Origin of the sequence: Paenibacillus sp. FSL F4-0087 (assembly GCF_038020215.1) — a bacterium.
GTDB lineage: Bacteria > Bacillota > Bacilli > Paenibacillales > Paenibacillaceae > Paenibacillus > Paenibacillus taichungensis.
This window is the reverse complement of the sequence record NZ_JBBODJ010000001.1, coordinates 5,037,644-5,055,838: the sequence shown is the minus strand read 5'-3', so window position 1 is coordinate 5,055,838 and position 18,195 is coordinate 5,037,644. Positions and strand designations below refer to the sequence as shown.

Sequence of the window (18,195 nt, the reverse complement as noted above, 5' to 3'; positions counted from 1 at the left end):
GTATTGTACCCGTTAGCCTGTGGAATCAAATTATGCAAATGCTGATACTTATGCTTGATTTATATACTACTAATAATGCCTTAAATGAAGTTCATAGTCAACGAAAGCGCTTGTATACCGCTAATTACAAGCGTGACTAAAAAAGAGCTGCCCCCGGTCATTTGCATGACTTGGGGACAACTCGTTCTTCTGACGGTTCAGATGATCAATCCTTCGGGCGACTTTGGGGGTGACAGGATAATACCATATAACTTCACACCAAACCGTCCGTCCTAGGTAACAGGTGAAACAATTACTTCTCTGTCGGAAGCGGTGTGAACAGCAGGTTAACCGGCAAATTGCTTCCTGGTGCAGCCGAGAACACAATTGTTACAGCTTCGCCGTACGAACCTGTGCGGTAGAGTACACTTTGTTCATTTGGTGCACTTAACGATTTGCTGCCATTCGAAATCTGCACAACCTGACCATTAACAAGTGCTACACCCGAGTATCTACCACCACGAGGGTTGAATGAGATCAGCGTGCGCGGAGCCACATTGTTCAGTGTAATTTTGTAAAGTACGCCGAAGTTACCCGCGTTAGAAGCTTCCGTATAGGCCATAGGGTCTGTGCCGACCAGATTCGGATCACTTGCATTATCCCCAAGTGGCAGACGAGCGGGCTTCGAACCTACTTCTTGGTCATACGTGATGACACGTGTTGCATTCGGGTACGTACCACGGTTGTGCACACCGTCACGATCCAGAACAGGCAGTGTGGACCATACAGCCATCGGATCTTTATTTTCTTCGATCATGATAATGTTGTAATCCAGCCTGTAGTCGCTGAAAACATCAGAATACAGTGAAATTACTTGCCCTTGCTTCATAGGAAGAGCATTGAGCTCAGTAAGAATCAATTTGCTCTCGCCTGGCTGCAGCACAACATTCAATTTTCCAGTGCCATCTTGCATGGACTGGAACCAACGCTCAATCGATAACCTTCCGGCTACTGTTGCGAATGGTGAAGGACCAGCGAAGCCCATATTTTGCTGCTCTAATGTTGCTGCGTACATATTATTATTCGTAGCAACAACGTACATTTTCACGTTTTTACCGGTGTTATTTACATGGTGAATCATGAAACGGGTCTGACCGATTGAAGACTCTTTGTACACAATCCCTTCCGAATTAACGGTTTCCGGACTGTTACTACGAATCAGAACACTTTGCTCATCGTAATAAGTGTACGGAACTTTCTCCATGGCAGGAACTTCACTGCCGTTGAAGCTGAACTTATCACCTACCGGCGTGAACAACTGATTAAAATCAGAGATAGTATACAGAGTTTCATTTGTGATATTGACATTCTTGGTATAGCTGTTACTAGCACCATGTTTGTCCGTAACGGTAATTGTTACTGTTTTTGGACCCGGAACAAAGAATGCCAGAGCATTGTTTTCCCATTCAGTTTTTACAATAGCATTTTCATCATCAGTGCTCTGATCAATGTACGTGATCTTTTCACCCATTTTGTATTCTTCCTTGTCTGTCGTAAACATCGCTACAGGGGGAAGATTCGGTTTCTGAACTTGAATCGTAACAGAGTACGAATCACTCCATTGTCCGCTCGAATCCTGGACAGCATACGTTACCGTATATGTACCTGGTTGGTCAAACGAATCCTGACGGCCAGTCCAGCGCTCGTCTACGATGTCAAATCCCTTTGGAGAGCTGGATTTAGTGTTGTATGTCACCGTATCTCCTACAAAAATTTCTTTTTGTACTGTGAAGCTGGCTACCGGTTTGGTATTCAGGTTCAGTACAACAGTCTTGGCAGACTGATTGACTTTATAAGTTATATTAAGTGCCTGAGTAATCGACGTCAGTGGCACCATGAACGTATTTTTTTGTTGATAGGCAGGGCCTTTCATCGTTCTGGATTCACCGTTAACAGTGTAAATGCTACTATTTGTTTTGAAGCGAAGCTCATCTTCGCCACTAATAATAATGGTTTCTTTGGTTGTATTGTCATATTTCACTTCATAACCAACCCGATCAACCAGTGCGCGGATCGCTACATAAGATACTCCATTTTTAACAGCCATCGGCTGTCCGGCAAGATATGTTTTGCCGTCTTGCACCATTTTGTTGCTGTTCATATAAAGTGTCAGATCTCCGCCTTTACTTCCGGCTACAGATTGACCGCTTGTAGATGGTTGCTCAACCTCAACTGGAGCTGTCGGAACTGTTGTTTCCTCTTCCGCATCCTCTCCATCAGCAGGGTCTGTAACAGGGTCAATCGGAGTAACATCTGTACCGGTAGGTTCATTCGTCACCGGGTTTGTTCCTTCGACTTCATTGTTATCAGGCTGTTTTGTATCTGACCCAGACTTTACATCCGATTCCGAGATTGTTTGTTCTTTCTTCACAACCTCCACGGATTTTACATTGGCTGTATTTGTTGTTGTTGTATCACTTTGATCGGCTGCTAGTGCATTCGCTGGAATCGCTGCAAACGCTTGGAATACAGCTAAAGCGGTAAGTATGGATAATTTCTTCTTCAAATTCATTCTTTGTCTTTGGCTCCTTCTGCTCCCATTTTATAAATATCCCCCTCAAAAAGTCATACTATTAGACGCTTAGTACCGGGAAAAGTTGCTAAAAATATTTGATAAGAATTGTAAACATTTAATAGAGCGAAAATACTATGAAAATAGTTATCTATCACACCTTCGACTTGGAGTGAAATCTGTATTAAAACCGGCCGCATTTTCCAATAAAAAAATCCCTCAAGACATGGTTGAATAAGCACCATGCCACAGAGAGATTTAGAGATATAGAGTTTTCGAATTTGCTAACGCAAACTGACGGGCAAGCGTCCTGTTGGCTGCAATTCACCTGTTAAAACGAGGGACAATGCGCGAACCACTGCAGGAGTGTTCTCGTACGTACATACATAACTTCCCGGCGTCGGAATCTCCAATAGATCGTATGGATTACGCAGAGCGACTACAATCAGGGAATGCTTCTCACTAAGTTTTTGAACCAAATGATGTTGCCCTTTCGGAAGAAGGCCTGCGGAAGTGTAAGTACATACGATGATTTGATCTTCCTCCGACACATTCTTGAGTATCTCGTCCGCTTCATCATAAGAAGGCTGTGTCGTTATTTTGTGCTCCCGAACTCCGGCTCTCAGCTGCGATAACGCCACGCCAAGCGAATCTGTATGAGACCATGGTTCATCCACTTCTGTGCGTTGCACAACCTCCGGCCAGATGACATACACATTCTTTTCAGGGTTTAAGGGAAGCAATCCATCATTCTGAACTACAGTAATACTATTGGAGGCAATCTCATCCAACCTGGATTCGATGGAAGCCAGCGACCTTGATGATTCATCTTTCTCTTTTGTTGAGAACGTGATCCCATCCTCATCAGATCCATCCGATACAGTATCATCCTCTTCCATGGAGACAAACGTATGCTCCCACTGACCACAACGCGCTGCCTTCCATGAAATAATACGTTCCAATGCCTGGTTAATGGTAGCTTCTTCAATTCGCCCAGTGCGAACGGCTTCCACAACGGCTTCCACAGCAGAGACTTGATCTTGCAGTGTGTGACTGACCAGAATTAGATCAGCACCTGCCTCCACGGCACGAATGGCTGCTTCGGCCACACCATATGGCTTGGATATCGCATGCATTTCCAGACAGTCTGTAATAATAATGCCGTCAAAGCCCATTTCTTCGCGTAACAGCCCCGTCAACACTTTACGGGACAATGTAGCTGGAATCGGCTCCGGTTCAATCGCCGGGAAGACGACGTGAGCAGTCATGATGGCATCCACTCCGGCCTCAATAGCGCGATGGAACGGCAGAAGTTCCACCTCATTCAGCCTGTTACGTTCATGAGGTACAGTGACCATACCGAGATGTGAATCCACCGCTGTATCTCCATGTCCAGGGAAATGTTTGGCTGTTGCAGCAACGCATTGGGATTGATATCCTTTGATGGCTACTGCACCGTGAGAAGCTACGCTCTCCGCATTCTCGCCATAGGAGCGCACCCCGATGACCGGATTAAGAACGTTATTATTCACATCCAACACTGGAGCGAGGTTCATATCGATACCGATGCTTTTTAACTCTTGACCTAGAATCTGTGCGCATTCAAGGGTATAGTCCGGATTCCCCGTCGCTCCAAGCGCCATGTTTCCAGGTACCTGGGTCACTCCCTCTTTGTCAATCCGGGCCACCATCCCACCCTCTTGATCCACGGAGATCATCAGAGGTAAATCTCCGGCTTCAGCTGCGATCGCTTGCAAGTCGGCAGACAGTCGTTTTAACTGGTCTACGCTTTCCACATTCCGCCTGAAATAAATGACGCCTCCAACATGATAATCACGGATCAGTTGATTGATCTGTTCATCAGCATGCTGTCCATGGAATCCACACATAAACATCTGTCCTACCCGCTGTTCCAACGAAAGCTGATCGATCGAATTCATACGCATGCTTTCCTCCCCATTATGAACCTGCTCTTTGGTTTGACCTGAATTCTGATGGTTTCATGTGAAAATGTTTATGGAACACCTTGGAGAAATATCGCCGTTCCTTATACCCCGTCGCTTCTCCAATGGCTGTAATACTCCATTCCGTTGTACTCAATAATAAGGCCGCACTCTCCATTCGCTTATGGGTCATATATTCAACAAAGGTTACACCCATCTGATTTTTGAACAGCTGGCAAAAGTAGCCCGGACTGATGCCCAGCCAATCAGCTACCTCATCAATGCCCAGATCACATTCCAATCTGGCGTTCATATACTCGCACGCAGAACTGATCAGCTCAGACACAGAGGGGCGAGGTACACTTTTCTTATCATGACAAACATAAGCAAGTGCCTCCGCCAGTTCGATTAATTCCTTGATGGAGGTTGCTGAATGCAATGCGCTCCAGAAGTGCATTTCGTCCTGTTCAGCCATGACATGTACTTCGCGCAATTCACGAAGCATATGTACCAGCAGAAAACGCAGACTATTTTCGGCTACGCCATCCAGCGTACTTTTATGCTCGCTCATCTGATGTTTGAGCCTCACTAGCAGGTCTATCAATCCTTGTTTATTTCCCTGTCTGATCCAGCGGGTGATCAAGTCCAAATCCTCTTTTGTAATCCACATTGTTGTCCTGCTGGAAGGTTCTTTGGATGACATGATAGAGTGCTCAGCAGATTCTTGTTCCTGCGCATCGCTGCGCTGATTAGAATCATTCATGATTAGTAATCGCTGACAGTGCCGGTATCGCTCAGCCATCTGATCATTCAGTTTCACAGGCATAACATCCTGAATGATCCTTGTCTTCATGCCTGAACCTATCTCAAATGTCGTATCTAGTTCCAACTGGACCTGTTGAGCCAGTGCATCTGCTCGCAGTCTCCATTCATCTGACGCCTCCACCAACATGCACCATTCTCCCTTACGGGCCGAAATCAGCAGAGTTCCTTCACAAATCCGGTCTGTAATCTCCCTAAGTTTGGAACGGACCATTCCATGCCAGCTTTGGTGCCGAGCCCCAGACCATCCGATCGAATGTTTAAAATAACCTGACACATCGATAAGTAGCAGGATATATCGTAACGAAGATGCCTGTGGTTCGGAGGAAGAAGGAGGGGAAGAATATAATGAATCTTCCTCTTTTCGCATCAGGTCAATGATATGTTTGTGCCTTACCCATACTTCCATCTCCGATTTGCGGTGGCGTTCAGCCTCCACTTCCAACCGTTTCTTCTGAATCTGACTAGCAAGCTCACGCAATTTCTGTTCCAGATCCAGGTAATCGATTGGTTTGCATATGTATTCATGGACATTGTAACGAATGGCCGTACGAGCATACTCAAACTGCTGATATCCTGTCAGCAAAATAATCTCGCAAGTTTCACCTTGTTCCCGCAATATTTGAATTAGTTCCAGACCATCCATAGAGGGCATGCGAATATCACATAACATGATGTCAGGGTGACATTCAGCAACTTTATCCAGTGCTTCGGACCCGCTTCTGGCCGTACCCACAATTTCAATGCCCATGTCTTCCCATGGCAAGATAAAACTCAAATTCTCCAAAATCGGCAGCTCATCGTCAACCAACAACGCGGTTAGATTCATTCATCTTCCCCCTGCTCATATTGTGGAATAATACATTGAATGATAGTGCCATGTCCCGGAGAGGAACATATAAACACCCCGTATCCGGCCCCATATTGAATCCTTATCCGATCTGCAACACTTCTTAAACCCAGCCCTCGACGCTCTGCCATTGAAGACAGCTGCTTCGTTCCCTCAGCCATGATGTATTCAGGCGGGTCTTCTGCCATGTATTCGAATCGAGCCAACATTTCCTGGGGAATACCGATACCATTATCCTCAACTCGCAGCACCAAGTTATTCCTTTCCACAAATGCACTGATCCGAAGTACACCCTGATATTCGATTCCCTCGAACCCATGCTGAATACTATTTTCCACAAGAGGTTGGAGGGTTAGCTTGAGTATAGATGAGGTGTACAGATGAGATGGAATGTCAATCTCGTACCGGAACAAATCACTAAACCTGTAATGCTGGATCTCAAGATAACTCTGCAAGTGCCTTAACTCCTCACTAAGCGAGATCTCCTCCTGATCCTGAATACTGATCCGCAGCATATTGCCAAGACGTGTCACCATTTCACTTACTTTACGCCCTTCTCCCCTCATGGCTAGTCCGTTAATGGATTCCAGCGTGTTAAATAGAAAATGAGGTTTGATCTGGGCTTGAAGCACGCGTAGTTCTGCCTTGGCCTTCTGTTCCTGCTCTGCACGAACACGTCGGAACAGACCGCCGATGCGATCCAGCAATTCGTTGAACCCTTGGGCAAGCAGCTGCATCTCGTCAAAGCCACTTCCTTCGACCCGGGCATTAAAGTCCCCGTCATCTACACGCCTCATGAATCGTACGAGTACCGCAATATTGCCGGTAATCCGGTTCATGAAGAACACATTGAAAACCATTGCAGCAAGCAGGCACAGCAGAATGATAATAATCGACCAGCCAGCAAACACATTCGTCTCTGCCGATAATGCTTCCCATGAAGTGACACTGACCAGACTCCAGTTATAGTTTTTCAGATGATATTGTGAAATGATGCTTTCACTGCCATCGAACACTGCTCTGGTGCTGCTGAACCCTGGTCCGTAAATTCCAGAACGCACACCCAGATTCTCCATCTTCTCTCCGCTGTAGCGTCCGGAAGGATCGTATACGATCAGACCCTCTTCATTGATGAGCAGGAACGAAGTATCCTGTGCAGGATCACTTATCTGCAGATGGCGGAAGATGCGGTCCATCTCCCCTTTTTTAATCTGAACGACAAGGACCCCAATATTCTGAAAATAACTGAGTTCCTTGACCAACCGAATCTGAGTAAAGACAGGCTCTACGCCCGTCAGTTCAGGATATTCCAGAGGGGCCAGCCATTTGGGCACGCCGTTGAGTTCCTGGATTTCTTTGAATATTGGATGAACCTTAAATTGTTGGAAAGGAAGCGCTTGAAAATTTTCTTTCGTAAATATAGAAACGATCTGGTTATCCTGAGACGAACGCGGACGCAAATCATACAAGAAGGCATAACTAATAAACGGGTAGTTGTATAAAAGGGAACGGAAATTACGCTGGCTGGCATTCAGCGACAATTGATTACCGATTCCAAGGTCCTGTTTGCTAGGATCTTTGGCGTTCAAAGCCATCTGGAATACCGATGTGGCAATGCCGTTGTCCGTGACATTGTTGATCTGCTGAAAAACATTCTCGATATTATAGCTGATCGCCTGGAGTGCATATTCAGACTGCTGATTGTATTTTTTCTCAATCGTATGTGATGTGACCAAGAACATGCCGATTCCAAGCGTGCACATCGGTACAATGATGAGCAACAGAAATGCCATGGCCAGCTTCATCCGCAAGTTCATTTCCCGTTCTCCCTATATAACGCATCGTTAATTAACCTTTAACACTACCTGCCGTTACGCCTTCAATGATTTTCTCCTGCAATATGGCGTAGATTACAACAACCGGTACAACACTGTATACAATGCCTGCTGACATCTGGGCATAATTCATTTGATACTGATCACGAAACTGGACCATGCCGACAGGCAATGTACGCAGTTTATCGGTGGATAAGAAATAGTTGGCGAGTAAAAATTCGTTCCAGTTGCCGAGGAAATTCACGATAAACACCGTAACAATGGCTGGAACTGTAAGGGGTATCACTATTCTAGCAAAGATACCCGGAGCCCTCAACCCATCCATAACCGCGGCTTCCTCAATTTCTCCAGGGAGTGACCGCATAAAAGCAGCCAAAATAATAATTGTGAACGGAATTGCATTCGCAACATAAGGAATGATCAGCGCCAAATGAGTATCCAAAATGCCGAGCTTGCGGACAAGCAAATAAATTGGCAGCATGAGCGCATTATTTGGAATCAGCATGCCCGCCAGAATGAGACTGTACAGTAACATGCTCCATTTGCGGTGTCTCATCCGCGTTATAGCAAAAGCAAACATAGCACCAAGCACAATGGTTCCGACTGAGGACAAGACCGAAATATACATGCTGTTCCAGAAATACGTTCCAATCTTGGCATTTACCCAAGCCTCAACGTAGTTATTAAACACCCAAGTGGAAGGCAGACCGAACGGATTCAGTGCAATTTCGTTGTTATCCTGCTTAAATGAAGAAAAAATTACGAATAAAAAGGGAAACAGAATCGCAAGTAGATACAACATTAACAAAACATGAGGTATACTGCCTTTTATGTTTTTTACCATCAATATTCCACCCTTTCGTTGCGTCTCGCCACCAGCAACTGATATACCGCGGTGAGCACAAGCGTCAGAGCAAAGATCAGAACAGCAATCGTATTGCCATAACCGTATTTGAAATTGGTAATCGCATATTTGATCATATACGTAGCAAGCACTTCGGTAGAGCCTGCGGGTCCACCTTTGGTCATAACCAGAACAATATCTGCTGCCTTCATCGCCCCGGCAATGGATAACATGATGACGACGGAAATAATAGGTCTGATAAGTGGCAATGTAATTTTGAAAGCTCTTTGTACGGCTGTTGCTCCATCAATGGCTGCCGCTTCATCCAGATCCTTGGGAATAGCCAGAATGGCCGCCAAAACCATGACAATATAAAATCCCGTCCACTGCCACGCATTGGTTACGAGAATGGATATCATTGCGAATCGGTTATCGGACAACCAATAGACCGGCGAGATTCCTACCGTTTCAAGTAATTGATTCAACAGGCCGATGTTAGGTTCGTAGATGAATCCCCACAGAATACCGATGACTGCCGTTGACATAATGGACGGCAAAAAGACGGCTGTTTTGTATAATCCCTTCAATCTCTTCACGTTTGCAATGAGCAGGGAAAACAACACAATGAGAGGCACCTGGATCAAAACCGAAAATGCGATAAAGAAACCGTTATTGCGCGTAGAAATCCAAAAACGTTCATCTGTCAATGCTTTTGCATAGTTGGACAGTCCCACAAAACGCGGCTCTGCGGATACACCGTTCCAACTGGTCAGACTGTAATAGAGTGAACTGCCGATAGGATACAGGAAAAACATGATAAACAAGATCAGTGCCGGCAACACAAACAACGTATAGATCAGCGGGCTGCGGAGTGAAGTATTCATGATCTACCTCCTTCAGTGACTTCAACTTCTTATGCTCGTATATAGAGCAGATTCCTCAGCAGTATAATTCTCCAGATAGGACCAAGGGTTTTACCCCGGCAGTGTTCCAACCGGGGTAAACCAGCATGGTGTTAGCAGGTACTCTTCTTCGCTTAAAGATCGTTTATTCTACTGAAGCATTAGCCTCTTCCTGAACCTTCTGCAATTCTTCAGCCATTTTCTCTGGTGTCGTTTGTCCACCAACCAGCTTCTGAATTTGCAAGTTACTGATCTCTGTCGTTACATCGGCTTGAACGAGTGCATCGAAAGCCGGGAATGAAGTCTGCGATGCATTCAGAACAGCTACGATTTCTTTCATCAAATCGTCAGTGATGCTGTCTGTCAGCACTTTTTCATCCAATTTCATTGCTGGTAACACACCGTCTTCTACGAGTCCACGAACTTGCATATCTTCGTTGTAGAAGTTTTTGATAAAGGCTTTAACAGCCGCAAGCTTCTGAGGATCATCCGCAACCGCTGCGGAGAAGCCGTATCCGTTATTGACGTCACGCATCAGGGCTGTTTGATCTCCTGCACCGTTCTCTACTGGAGGCATATTGAAGAAACCAACCTTGCCAATGAGTGACTCACCGCTCTGTCCTTCCTTGAATACAGACGATTTCCATGTACCGTCGTACATCAGAATCGCTTCACCACTCGTAAATTGAGTTGTATATTCTGCATACTCAAAGCCAAGCTCGCCTTTTTTGAAGTAACCTTTATCCACCCATTCCTTATGCTTCGCGAATCCTGCGACAACGCCTGGATCAGTCCACTTGGCTTCGCCTGTAGCAAACTTCGCCGTAATATCAGGTCCAGCGTAACGGGACCACAGATGGTTTGTTAACATGAGTGGAACCCAGCCTGCTTTGGAAGCAGAAGCAAGTGGCACTTTGCCATCAGCCTTGATCTCAGCGAGCATATTATCCAGCTCAGCCATTGTTGAAGGCGCTTTCCAACCTTTTTGCGTAAAGTACTCTTTATTGTAGAAGAATCCTTCACCCGATCCGCCAATAGGCAGTCCGTACACTTTGCCTTCATAGGTAAATGGTTCAAGTGATGAGAATTGGTCCTGAATGCCCAGTTCTTGCAAGATCGGCGTGAGATCTAACAACATGCCTTCCTTGGCATATACTTTGGAGTCCGGACTACCGAACAATTCGAAGATATCCGGCGGATTGCCTGCTGCCATCTCACCACGAAGCTTCTCCTTACGGTTTACATCGGATTCAACTCCGTCCAGTGTAAAGGTCAGGTTAGGTACTTCGCTCTCCACTTTGGCCACAACGTCCTGCAGAATGGCCAGCCTTTTTTGTTTGTCGGCACCCACCTGAGTGTGACGGAGAAGCATCTCAACCGGTTCCTTGCTTGGCTCCGCAGGCGTATCGCCTGCTCCCTGTTGTGGTTCGTTAGTTGAGCTCGAACAACCTGCCAATGTCCATGATGCGATAAGCAATAATGAAAGCAGTAATGTCATTCCTTTTTTCATTCGTATGACCCCCCTCAAGATATTGAGCATTTGGCTTTACACTCTGATTATAAAAAGTTGTAGCTTACATCGTAAGGATGACAATTCATCAATAGAGGGATAAAATCCTTCACTGGACAAATAATCTTGCATTTACAATTGATAACAGTAAAAAAACAGCCCCTGCGAAACATGTTCGCAAAGACTGCTTGGTTGGTAGATCTGTATATAAATATTTACTTATTGGAACAAGCCACGCCAGCTGTTTCCGTACGACCTTGTTCAATCAAACGATACGCTCGTTCTACTTCCTCATCACTCGGAGAAGGAACACCGTCAAGCGGATAGGCTTTCCCCAGCGCCTGCCATTTGTAAATACCCATCTGATGATAAGGCAGGATTTCGAACTTCTCGACTCCATTTAGCGTTCCAATAAACCGCCCCAGATTAAGCAAGTCTTCTTCCTCATTGTGAATCCCTGGCACATACACGTGGCGAATCCACATTTTTCGTCCATTGTCCGATAACCATTGTGCGGTGCGCAATGTTCTCTCGTTGGATTTACCTGTCAGCTTGATATGTTTCTCATCATTAATGTGCTTCAGATCCAACAAAACCAGGTCCGTGTTATCTAACAAATCATGAATCCGATCCGGTTCATTGAAACCGTTGCTGTCCAGCGTAGTATGCAATCCCCAGCGGCGTTTCGCTTCTTTGAAAACTTCGGCTACAAAATGAGCCTGTAATGTTGGCTCCCCGCCGGATACCGTAAGTCCTCCGCCGGAACTGCGATAGTAGGACAGGTATGGCTCGATTTCAGCCAGTACCTCCTCCACACTCATTTCCCTGCCACCATCCAGTGCCCATGTATCCGGATTGTGACAATACTGGCATTTGAGCAGACATCCCTGCATAAAAAGCACGAAGCGGATGCCTGGGCCGTCAACCGTCCCGAAAGTTTCGAGTGAATGAATATGTCCATTAACCATGCTGCCTCTTCCTTTCTGTATCGCATCCGCTGTGCGTTTAATATGGAGGTTCTACTCCTATCTCCTATGAACTGTTAAGTTAAGCCCGTGTTACATCGAACCGTGGAAGGTCCGGTTAATGACATCGAGTTGTTGCTCACGTGTCAGTTTGATGAAGTTAACCGCGTAACCGGATACCCGTACAGTCAACTGCGGATAGTTTTCCGGGTGATCCATCGCGTCAATCAACTGCTGGCGATCAAATACGTTCACGTTCAGATGGTGTGCCCCTTGACCAAAATAACCGTCCATCATGGCAACCAGATTGGATTTACGTGTGTCTGACTCTTTTCCGAGTGCTTTAGGCACGATGGAGAATGTGTTAGAGATCCCGTCAAGGCTGTGTTCGTACGGCAGTTTGGCTACTGAGCCAAGGGATGCCAGTGCACCTTTTTTATCCCGACCATGCATTGGGTTCGCCCCTGGAGCAAACGGTTCGCCTGCTTTACGGCCATCAGGTGTTGTACCTGTTTTTTTGCCATACACTACGTTCGAGGTGATCGTCAGTACAGACTGTGTTGGGATCGCATTACGATACGCTTTGTGTTTGCGAATCATGCCCATGAAGCTTTCCACCAGTTCAACTGCAATGCTATCGACACTGTCTTCATTGTTACCGTAACAAGGGAAGTCGCCTTCAATTTCAAAATCAATTGCGATGCCTTGTTCGTTGCGGATCGGTTTGACTTTCGCATACTTGATGGCACTCAGAGAGTCTGCTGCAACCGAGAGACCAGCAATACCACAAGCCATCGTACGTACAATGTCACGGTCATGTAGGGCCATTTCAATACGCTCATAGCTGTATTTGTCATGCATGTAATGAATGACGTTGAGTGAGTTCATATACAGTTTGGCGAGCCATTCCATCATCGGTTTGAAACGTTTCATAACTTCATTGTACTCCAGCACTTCGCTTGTGATCGCCGGATATTCAGGTCCAACTTGTGCTCCCGATTTCTCATCACGACCGCCGTTGATTGCATACAGCAATGCTTTTGCCAGGTTCGCACGAGCGCCGAAGAACTGCATTTGTTTCCCGATTTTCATCGCAGATACGCAGCAAGCAATACCATAATCGTCTCCGTAGATCGGACGCATCAGATCATCATTTTCATACTGGATGGAGCTCGTTTCGATGGATACTTTCGTACAGTATTGTTTGAAAGCCTCCGGAAGCTTTGTGGACCAAAGTACAGTCAGGTTCGGCTCAGGTGCAGGGCCAAGGTTGTTCAGGGTGTGCAGGAAACGGAAGCTGTTTTTCGTAACACGGGTTTCTCCATTTACGGACATGCCACCGATGGATTCAGTTACCCATGTTGGGTCTCCACTGAACAATTCATTATAATCTGGCGTACGCAGGAATTTGACGATCCGCAGTTTCATAACAAAATGGTCAACCAGTTCTTGAGCCTGTTCTTCAGTTAGCAAGCCTTCTTGCAAATCACGTTCAATGTAAATATCCAGGAACGAAGAAACACGTCCGAGCGACATTGCCGCACCATTTTGCTCTTTGATCGCAGCCAGGTAACCGAAGTAGAGCCATTGGAACGCTTCTTTTGCGGTTGTAGCTGGCAAGGAAATATCGAAACCATGCATTTCACCCAGTTGTTTCAATTCTTGCAATGCACGAATCTGCTCAGACAGTTCTTCACGCAGGCGAATGACATCTTCATCAATCACATCGACTTCAAGTGCATTCAGCTCACCTTTTTTATTTCGAATCAGGAAGTCCACGCCATACAGAGCTACCCGGCGATAGTCACCGATGATCCGGCCACGGCCGTAAGCATCAGGCAGACCGGTAATAATCCCTGCTTTACGTGCTGCACGCATTTCGGATGTATAAGCATCAAATACGCCCTGATTATGTGTTTTGCGGATGTTCGTAAATATATCAATGACGCCTTGAGGCATTTCAAAACCATAAGCTTCACAAGCATCAATCATCATGCGAATTCCACCGAATGGCTGAATGGAACGTTTGAATGGAGCATCCGTTTGAACACCAACAATCTGCTCTTTGGATTTATCCAGATAACCTGGTTGGTGAGAAACAATCGTTGCTGGCGTGTTTACGTCAACATCGAGTACCCCGCCATTATCGCGCTCTTTTTTGGTCAGATCGGATACGATATCCCATAACTCTTTTGTATTCTGAGTTGCACCTGCAAGAAATGCTTCGTCGCCATAGTAAGGTGATAAGTTGCGTACTAGAAAATCATTCACATCTACGGATTTCGTCCATGTTCCTTTGGTAAAGTTTCTCCAGCCTGTTTGTTGTTTGACATCTTTTTCGATCACCGACATAGTAATCCCTCCACAAATTTGGATTTCCGGACACATGACAGGATGCTTCACTCGTATCATCTGTGCCCAGAGCCGCGATTAATGTGATATTTTTCACATGTAAGCCGGAACATGTTCTCTCTACTTGGGAACCGGAACCGCGGATGAATGTTTTTCTTACATTTTCAGTATACGACTTCGTTCTTTCATCATCTGTGATTTTTATCACAAAGTTTGTGACCATCCTCACTCCACCTGTGCTGTGTCATGGTGAACCCTGCAAATTCACACTTAGCCACTGCGCGGACAGAACAACTTCTGATCAATTTTCAAACCCGAATTTTATTGATTCTATTTTTTAAGGATAAAATACGGGGATAAAGGCGAGCGCTATCGCTTCTTCAGGTTTTTTCTCTCCTCTCCGTTATCGTGTACATTTATGATTCAAACTATATAGCATAGAAGGATGAAATCGTGCTTGAAAGAGAACGCTTCGCTTCTTCAGTTCTTTCTTCCCTCTTCGTTATGGTGTGAATACCTAGTTCAAAAAGTAACATCACCGATTCCGTGTAATCTCTTTTAAAAAAGACAACTGCAAAGATTACGTTATACCTTTTTTTACAGGAAAGACGGCAATCGGGGCTCCCCTTACGGGGAACCCTGACTATATGCCTGGATCATGCTGTTGATTTAGTTGTTATTCAAACTTGCCGTAGAAAGCATTGCGGTACACATCTGCCAGTTCAGTCACCAGCGGCAGTTTTGGATTGGCTGTTGTACATTGGTCCTCGAATGCGCGGTCTGCCAGATAATCGACATGTGCCTCAAAGTCTTTGGCATCGAATCCGATTTCCTGGAACGACTCTTCAATACCCAATGTTTTGTTCAGTTTGCGGATGGCATTGATGAGGCTGGTCACCCCTTCTTCTGTCGTACGTGCAGGCAATCCCAGAATGCGGGCAATTTCGGCATAACGCTCATCTGCCACAAAGTGCGAATATTTCGGGAACGATGCAAACTTCGTCGGTTTTTTCGCATTGTAGCGGATGACGTGCGGCATCAGGATCGCATTGGTACGTCCATGTGCAGTGTGGTACTGACCGCCCCATTTGTGCGCCAAGCTGTGGTTAATGCCCAGGAATGCGTTGGCAAAAGCCATACCGGCAATCGTCGAAGCGTTATGCATTTTCTCACGAGCCAATTTGTCACCTTGCAGCGCCGATTGCTCTAGGTATTGGAATACCAGTTGAATCGCTTTGATCGCGAGTCCATCCGTGTAATCATTCGCCATAACGGAGACATACGCTTCGATCGCATGCGTCAGTACGTCCATACCTGTGTCTGCGACAGCCGTTTTAGGCAGAGTGTATACAAACTCAGGATCCACGATCGCCACGTCTGGTGTCAACTCGTAGTCTGCCAGCGGATATTTGGTATTTCCTTGATTTTTATCTGTAATAACCGCGAACGATGTTACTTCCGAACCTGTGCCCGAAGTTGTCGGGATTGCTACGAATTTCGCTTTCACGCCGAGACGTGGATATTTGTAGATCCGTTTGCGGATATCCATGAATTTTTGCTTCAAGTCGTTAAAGTCTGTGTCAGGATATTCATAGAACAGCCACATCGCTTTGGCAGCATCCATCGGTGAGCCCCCACCGAGTGCGATAATGCAGTCTGGCTGGAAGCGACGCATCATTTCCGTACCGCGGTCTACCGTTGTTGTGGATGGATCGGGTTCGACATCAGAGAACACTTCAATGGCTACTGGCATTTGACGTTGACGCAGATAGTGCTCTACTTTTTCCACATAACCGAGTTTGACCATCATCGCATCCGTAATAATGGCTACGCGTGTGATGTCCGGCATTTTGGCAAGATACTGTGTTGCACCTTTTTCGAAGTAGACTTTGTTCGGCACTTTGAACCACTGCATATTCACGGTACGGCGAGCCACCCTTTTCACGTTGATTAAGTTCACAGCGGTTACGTTGGAAGAAGTCGAGTTACGTCCATACGATCCGCAGCCCAACGTCAGTGACGGCATGTTGGTGTTGTAGATGTCACCGATGGCACCGTGTGTGGATGGCGAATTCACGATAATCCGTCCGGTTTGCAGACGATCTGCGAATTTGCCAATGACTTCTTCGTTCGTCGAATGAATAACAGAGGAGTGACCCATGCCGCCAAAAGCAACCACTTCTGCTGCACGCTCAATCCCTTCAGCTGCCGTTTTCACTTTGTAACAAGCCAGTACCGGGCTTAGTTTTTCAGCCGACAACGGGAATTTTGTACCTACCCCTTCAATCTCGGCTACGAGAATTTTGGTGTTAGCAGGGACCTCGATACCGCACATTTGCGCAATGCTGACTGCAGATTGACCAACTATCGCCGGGTTCACCGCACATTTCTCAGCATTAATCGCACCTGCGGTCAGTTTCGCAGCCTCATCCTTGTTGACGAAGTAACAGCCGTTCGCGATCATTTTCTTTTTCACCTGATCGAAGATCGGTTCTTCGATGATGACTGCTTGCTCGGAAGCACAAATCATGCCGTTATCAAACGATTTGGACAAAATCAGATCCGTTACCGCTTGATTGATATCTGCGCTTTTCTCAATAAAGCAAGGCACGTTCCCTGGCCCTACGCCCAGTGCCGGTTTACCACAGCTGTATGCCGCCCGTACCATGCCTGATCCGCCTGTTGCCAGAATGAGCGCCACATCGTTATGATTCATCAGCGCGTTTGTACGATCCATGGAAGGATCATCTATCCACTGGATACAATCCGCTGGAGCACCATGCTTCACTGCAGCATCTCGCAAAATTTTGGCAGCTTCCCGGCTACAGTTCTGTGCAGATGGGTGGAAACCGAAGATGATCGGGTTACGCGTTTTGATGGAAATCAGTGCTTTGAACATTGTGGTGGATGTCGGATTCGTTACCGGGGTAATCCCCATGATAATGCCGACAGGCTCCGCAATTTTCTGGAAACTTTCGTACTCATTATCTTCAATAACCCCTACTGTTTTGTCATATTTGATGCTATGATATACATACTCTGTTGCAAATATATTTTTGGTGATTTTATCCTCATACACACCCCGGCCTGTTTCTTCCACGGCCATCTTGGCGAGCATCATATGTTTGTCGAGACCTGCCAGCGCCATCGCTTGCACGATGCGGTCAATCTGTTTCTGATCCATGGACATGAATGCTGCATGTGCTTTATTCGCTTTGTCAATTAACGTTTGAATATACTGACCTGCTGTCGGTTCTTTTACTGGGGCGACTTCGTTCTTTACAGCCATCTCCCTCATCCTCCTAAAGGTTCGTATTGGTTTGTCTCTCTTCTTTACATTCACATCGTATCATGGGGAAAGAGTTAATTATGTGATTTTTTTCACAAAGTATAACAAATTTAATTTAAGTTTTTTAGTGTCCCTCACTTAGCCATTTACACTTCCTATTTAAACTATAGGGCTGTCAGATTCATCCTCCCCTTCAGAAAGTGAATTTAATCACAATGTTTGAAATTTCGCCATTTTTGCCCCCTTTCCACGCCCCTCAAACGGCAAGATAAGGTATATACTGAACTTAAAAATTGAACCACCGCAATTTGTACCGTCCTTTCCGGCCGAGA

The 18,195-nt window shown here is 45.9% G+C and carries 10 protein-coding genes; all 10 read right to left on the bottom strand.

The window, feature by feature from the left end:
• Positions 1-292: 292 nt before the first annotated feature.
• Complete coding sequence (locus MHB84_RS23185) at positions 293-2,551, bottom strand: stalk domain-containing protein (protein WP_076291857.1); 2,259 nt, start codon at positions 2,549-2,551, stop codon at positions 293-295.
• A 284-nt stretch (positions 2,552-2,835) separates the two neighbouring features.
• Positions 2,836-4,497 carry a beta-N-acetylhexosaminidase gene (nagZ, locus tag MHB84_RS23180; RefSeq protein ID WP_076291856.1) on the bottom strand — a complete coding sequence of 554 codons (1,662 nt, stop codon included), beginning with the start codon at positions 4,495-4,497 and terminating at the stop codon, positions 2,836-2,838.
• Between the two features lie 13 nt (positions 4,498-4,510).
• Positions 4,511-6,145 carry a response regulator gene (locus tag MHB84_RS23175; protein WP_076291855.1) on the bottom strand — a complete coding sequence of 545 codons (1,635 nt, stop codon included), beginning with the start codon at positions 6,143-6,145 and terminating at the stop codon, positions 4,511-4,513.
• Positions 6,142-7,983, bottom strand: coding sequence for a cache domain-containing sensor histidine kinase (locus MHB84_RS23170; RefSeq protein WP_076291854.1), 1,842 nt, complete (start codon positions 7,981-7,983; stop codon positions 6,142-6,144). Before MHB84_RS23170 ends, MHB84_RS23175 begins: the two co-directional genes overlap by 4 nt.
• Positions 7,984-8,014: 31 nt before the next feature.
• Complete coding sequence (locus tag MHB84_RS23165; protein ID WP_063565672.1) at positions 8,015-8,845, bottom strand: carbohydrate ABC transporter permease; 831 nt, start codon at positions 8,843-8,845, stop codon at positions 8,015-8,017.
• Complete coding sequence (locus MHB84_RS23160; RefSeq protein ID WP_076291853.1) at positions 8,845-9,729, bottom strand: carbohydrate ABC transporter permease; 885 nt, start codon at positions 9,727-9,729, stop codon at positions 8,845-8,847. The genes MHB84_RS23165 and MHB84_RS23160 overlap by 1 nt, the downstream gene beginning before the upstream one ends.
• A 163-nt stretch (positions 9,730-9,892) precedes the next feature.
• The gene (locus tag MHB84_RS23155; RefSeq protein ID WP_076291852.1) at positions 9,893-11,257 is read right to left on the bottom strand and encodes an extracellular solute-binding protein; all 1,365 of its coding nucleotides are present in this window, start codon (positions 11,255-11,257) and stop codon (positions 9,893-9,895) included.
• A gap of 215 nt (positions 11,258-11,472) precedes the next feature.
• Positions 11,473-12,225: a pyruvate formate-lyase-activating protein gene (pflA, locus tag MHB84_RS23150; RefSeq protein WP_076291851.1), complete on the bottom strand. Its 753-nt coding sequence runs from the start codon at positions 12,223-12,225 to the stop codon at positions 11,473-11,475.
• 90 nt (positions 12,226-12,315) lie between these two features.
• The gene (gene pflB, locus MHB84_RS23145; RefSeq protein ID WP_076291850.1) at positions 12,316-14,574 is read right to left on the bottom strand and encodes a formate C-acetyltransferase; all 2,259 of its coding nucleotides are present in this window, start codon (positions 14,572-14,574) and stop codon (positions 12,316-12,318) included.
• 676 nt (positions 14,575-15,250) lie between these two features.
• Positions 15,251-17,863 (bottom strand): bifunctional acetaldehyde-CoA/alcohol dehydrogenase, encoded by a 2,613-nt coding sequence (adhE, locus tag MHB84_RS23140; RefSeq protein WP_076291849.1) that lies wholly within the window; start codon positions 17,861-17,863, stop codon positions 15,251-15,253.
• Between the last annotated feature and the right edge of the window lie 332 nt (positions 17,864-18,195).

What these genes read in the sequence shown, in the direction of transcription:
- MHB84_RS23165 (WP_063565672.1), bottom strand. Translation starts at nt 8,845, where the DNA reads ATGGTAAAAAACATAAAAGGCAGTATACCTCATGTTTTGTTAATGTTG.
- MHB84_RS23170 (WP_076291854.1), bottom strand. Translation starts at nt 7,983, where the DNA reads ATGAACTTGCGGATGAAGCTGGCCATGGCATTTCTGTTGCTCATCATT.
- MHB84_RS23185 (WP_076291857.1), bottom strand. Translation starts at nt 2,551, where the DNA reads ATGAATTTGAAGAAGAAATTATCCATACTTACCGCTTTAGCTGTATTC.
- MHB84_RS23160 (WP_076291853.1), bottom strand. Translation starts at nt 9,729, where the DNA reads ATGAATACTTCACTCCGCAGCCCGCTGATCTATACGTTGTTTGTGTTG.
- pflB (WP_076291850.1), bottom strand. Translation starts at nt 14,574, where the DNA reads ATGTCGGTGATCGAAAAAGATGTCAAACAACAAACAGGCTGGAGAAAC.
- nagZ (WP_076291856.1), bottom strand. Translation starts at nt 4,497, where the DNA reads ATGCGTATGAATTCGATCGATCAGCTTTCGTTGGAACAGCGGGTAGGA.
- adhE (WP_076291849.1), bottom strand. Translation starts at nt 17,863, where the DNA reads ATGGCTGTAAAGAACGAAGTCGCCCCAGTAAAAGAACCGACAGCAGGT.
- pflA (WP_076291851.1), bottom strand. Translation starts at nt 12,225, where the DNA reads ATGGTTAATGGACATATTCATTCACTCGAAACTTTCGGGACGGTTGAC.
- MHB84_RS23175 (WP_076291855.1), bottom strand. Translation starts at nt 6,145, where the DNA reads ATGAATCTAACCGCGTTGTTGGTTGACGATGAGCTGCCGATTTTGGAG.
- MHB84_RS23155 (WP_076291852.1), bottom strand. Translation starts at nt 11,257, where the DNA reads ATGAAAAAAGGAATGACATTACTGCTTTCATTATTGCTTATCGCATCA.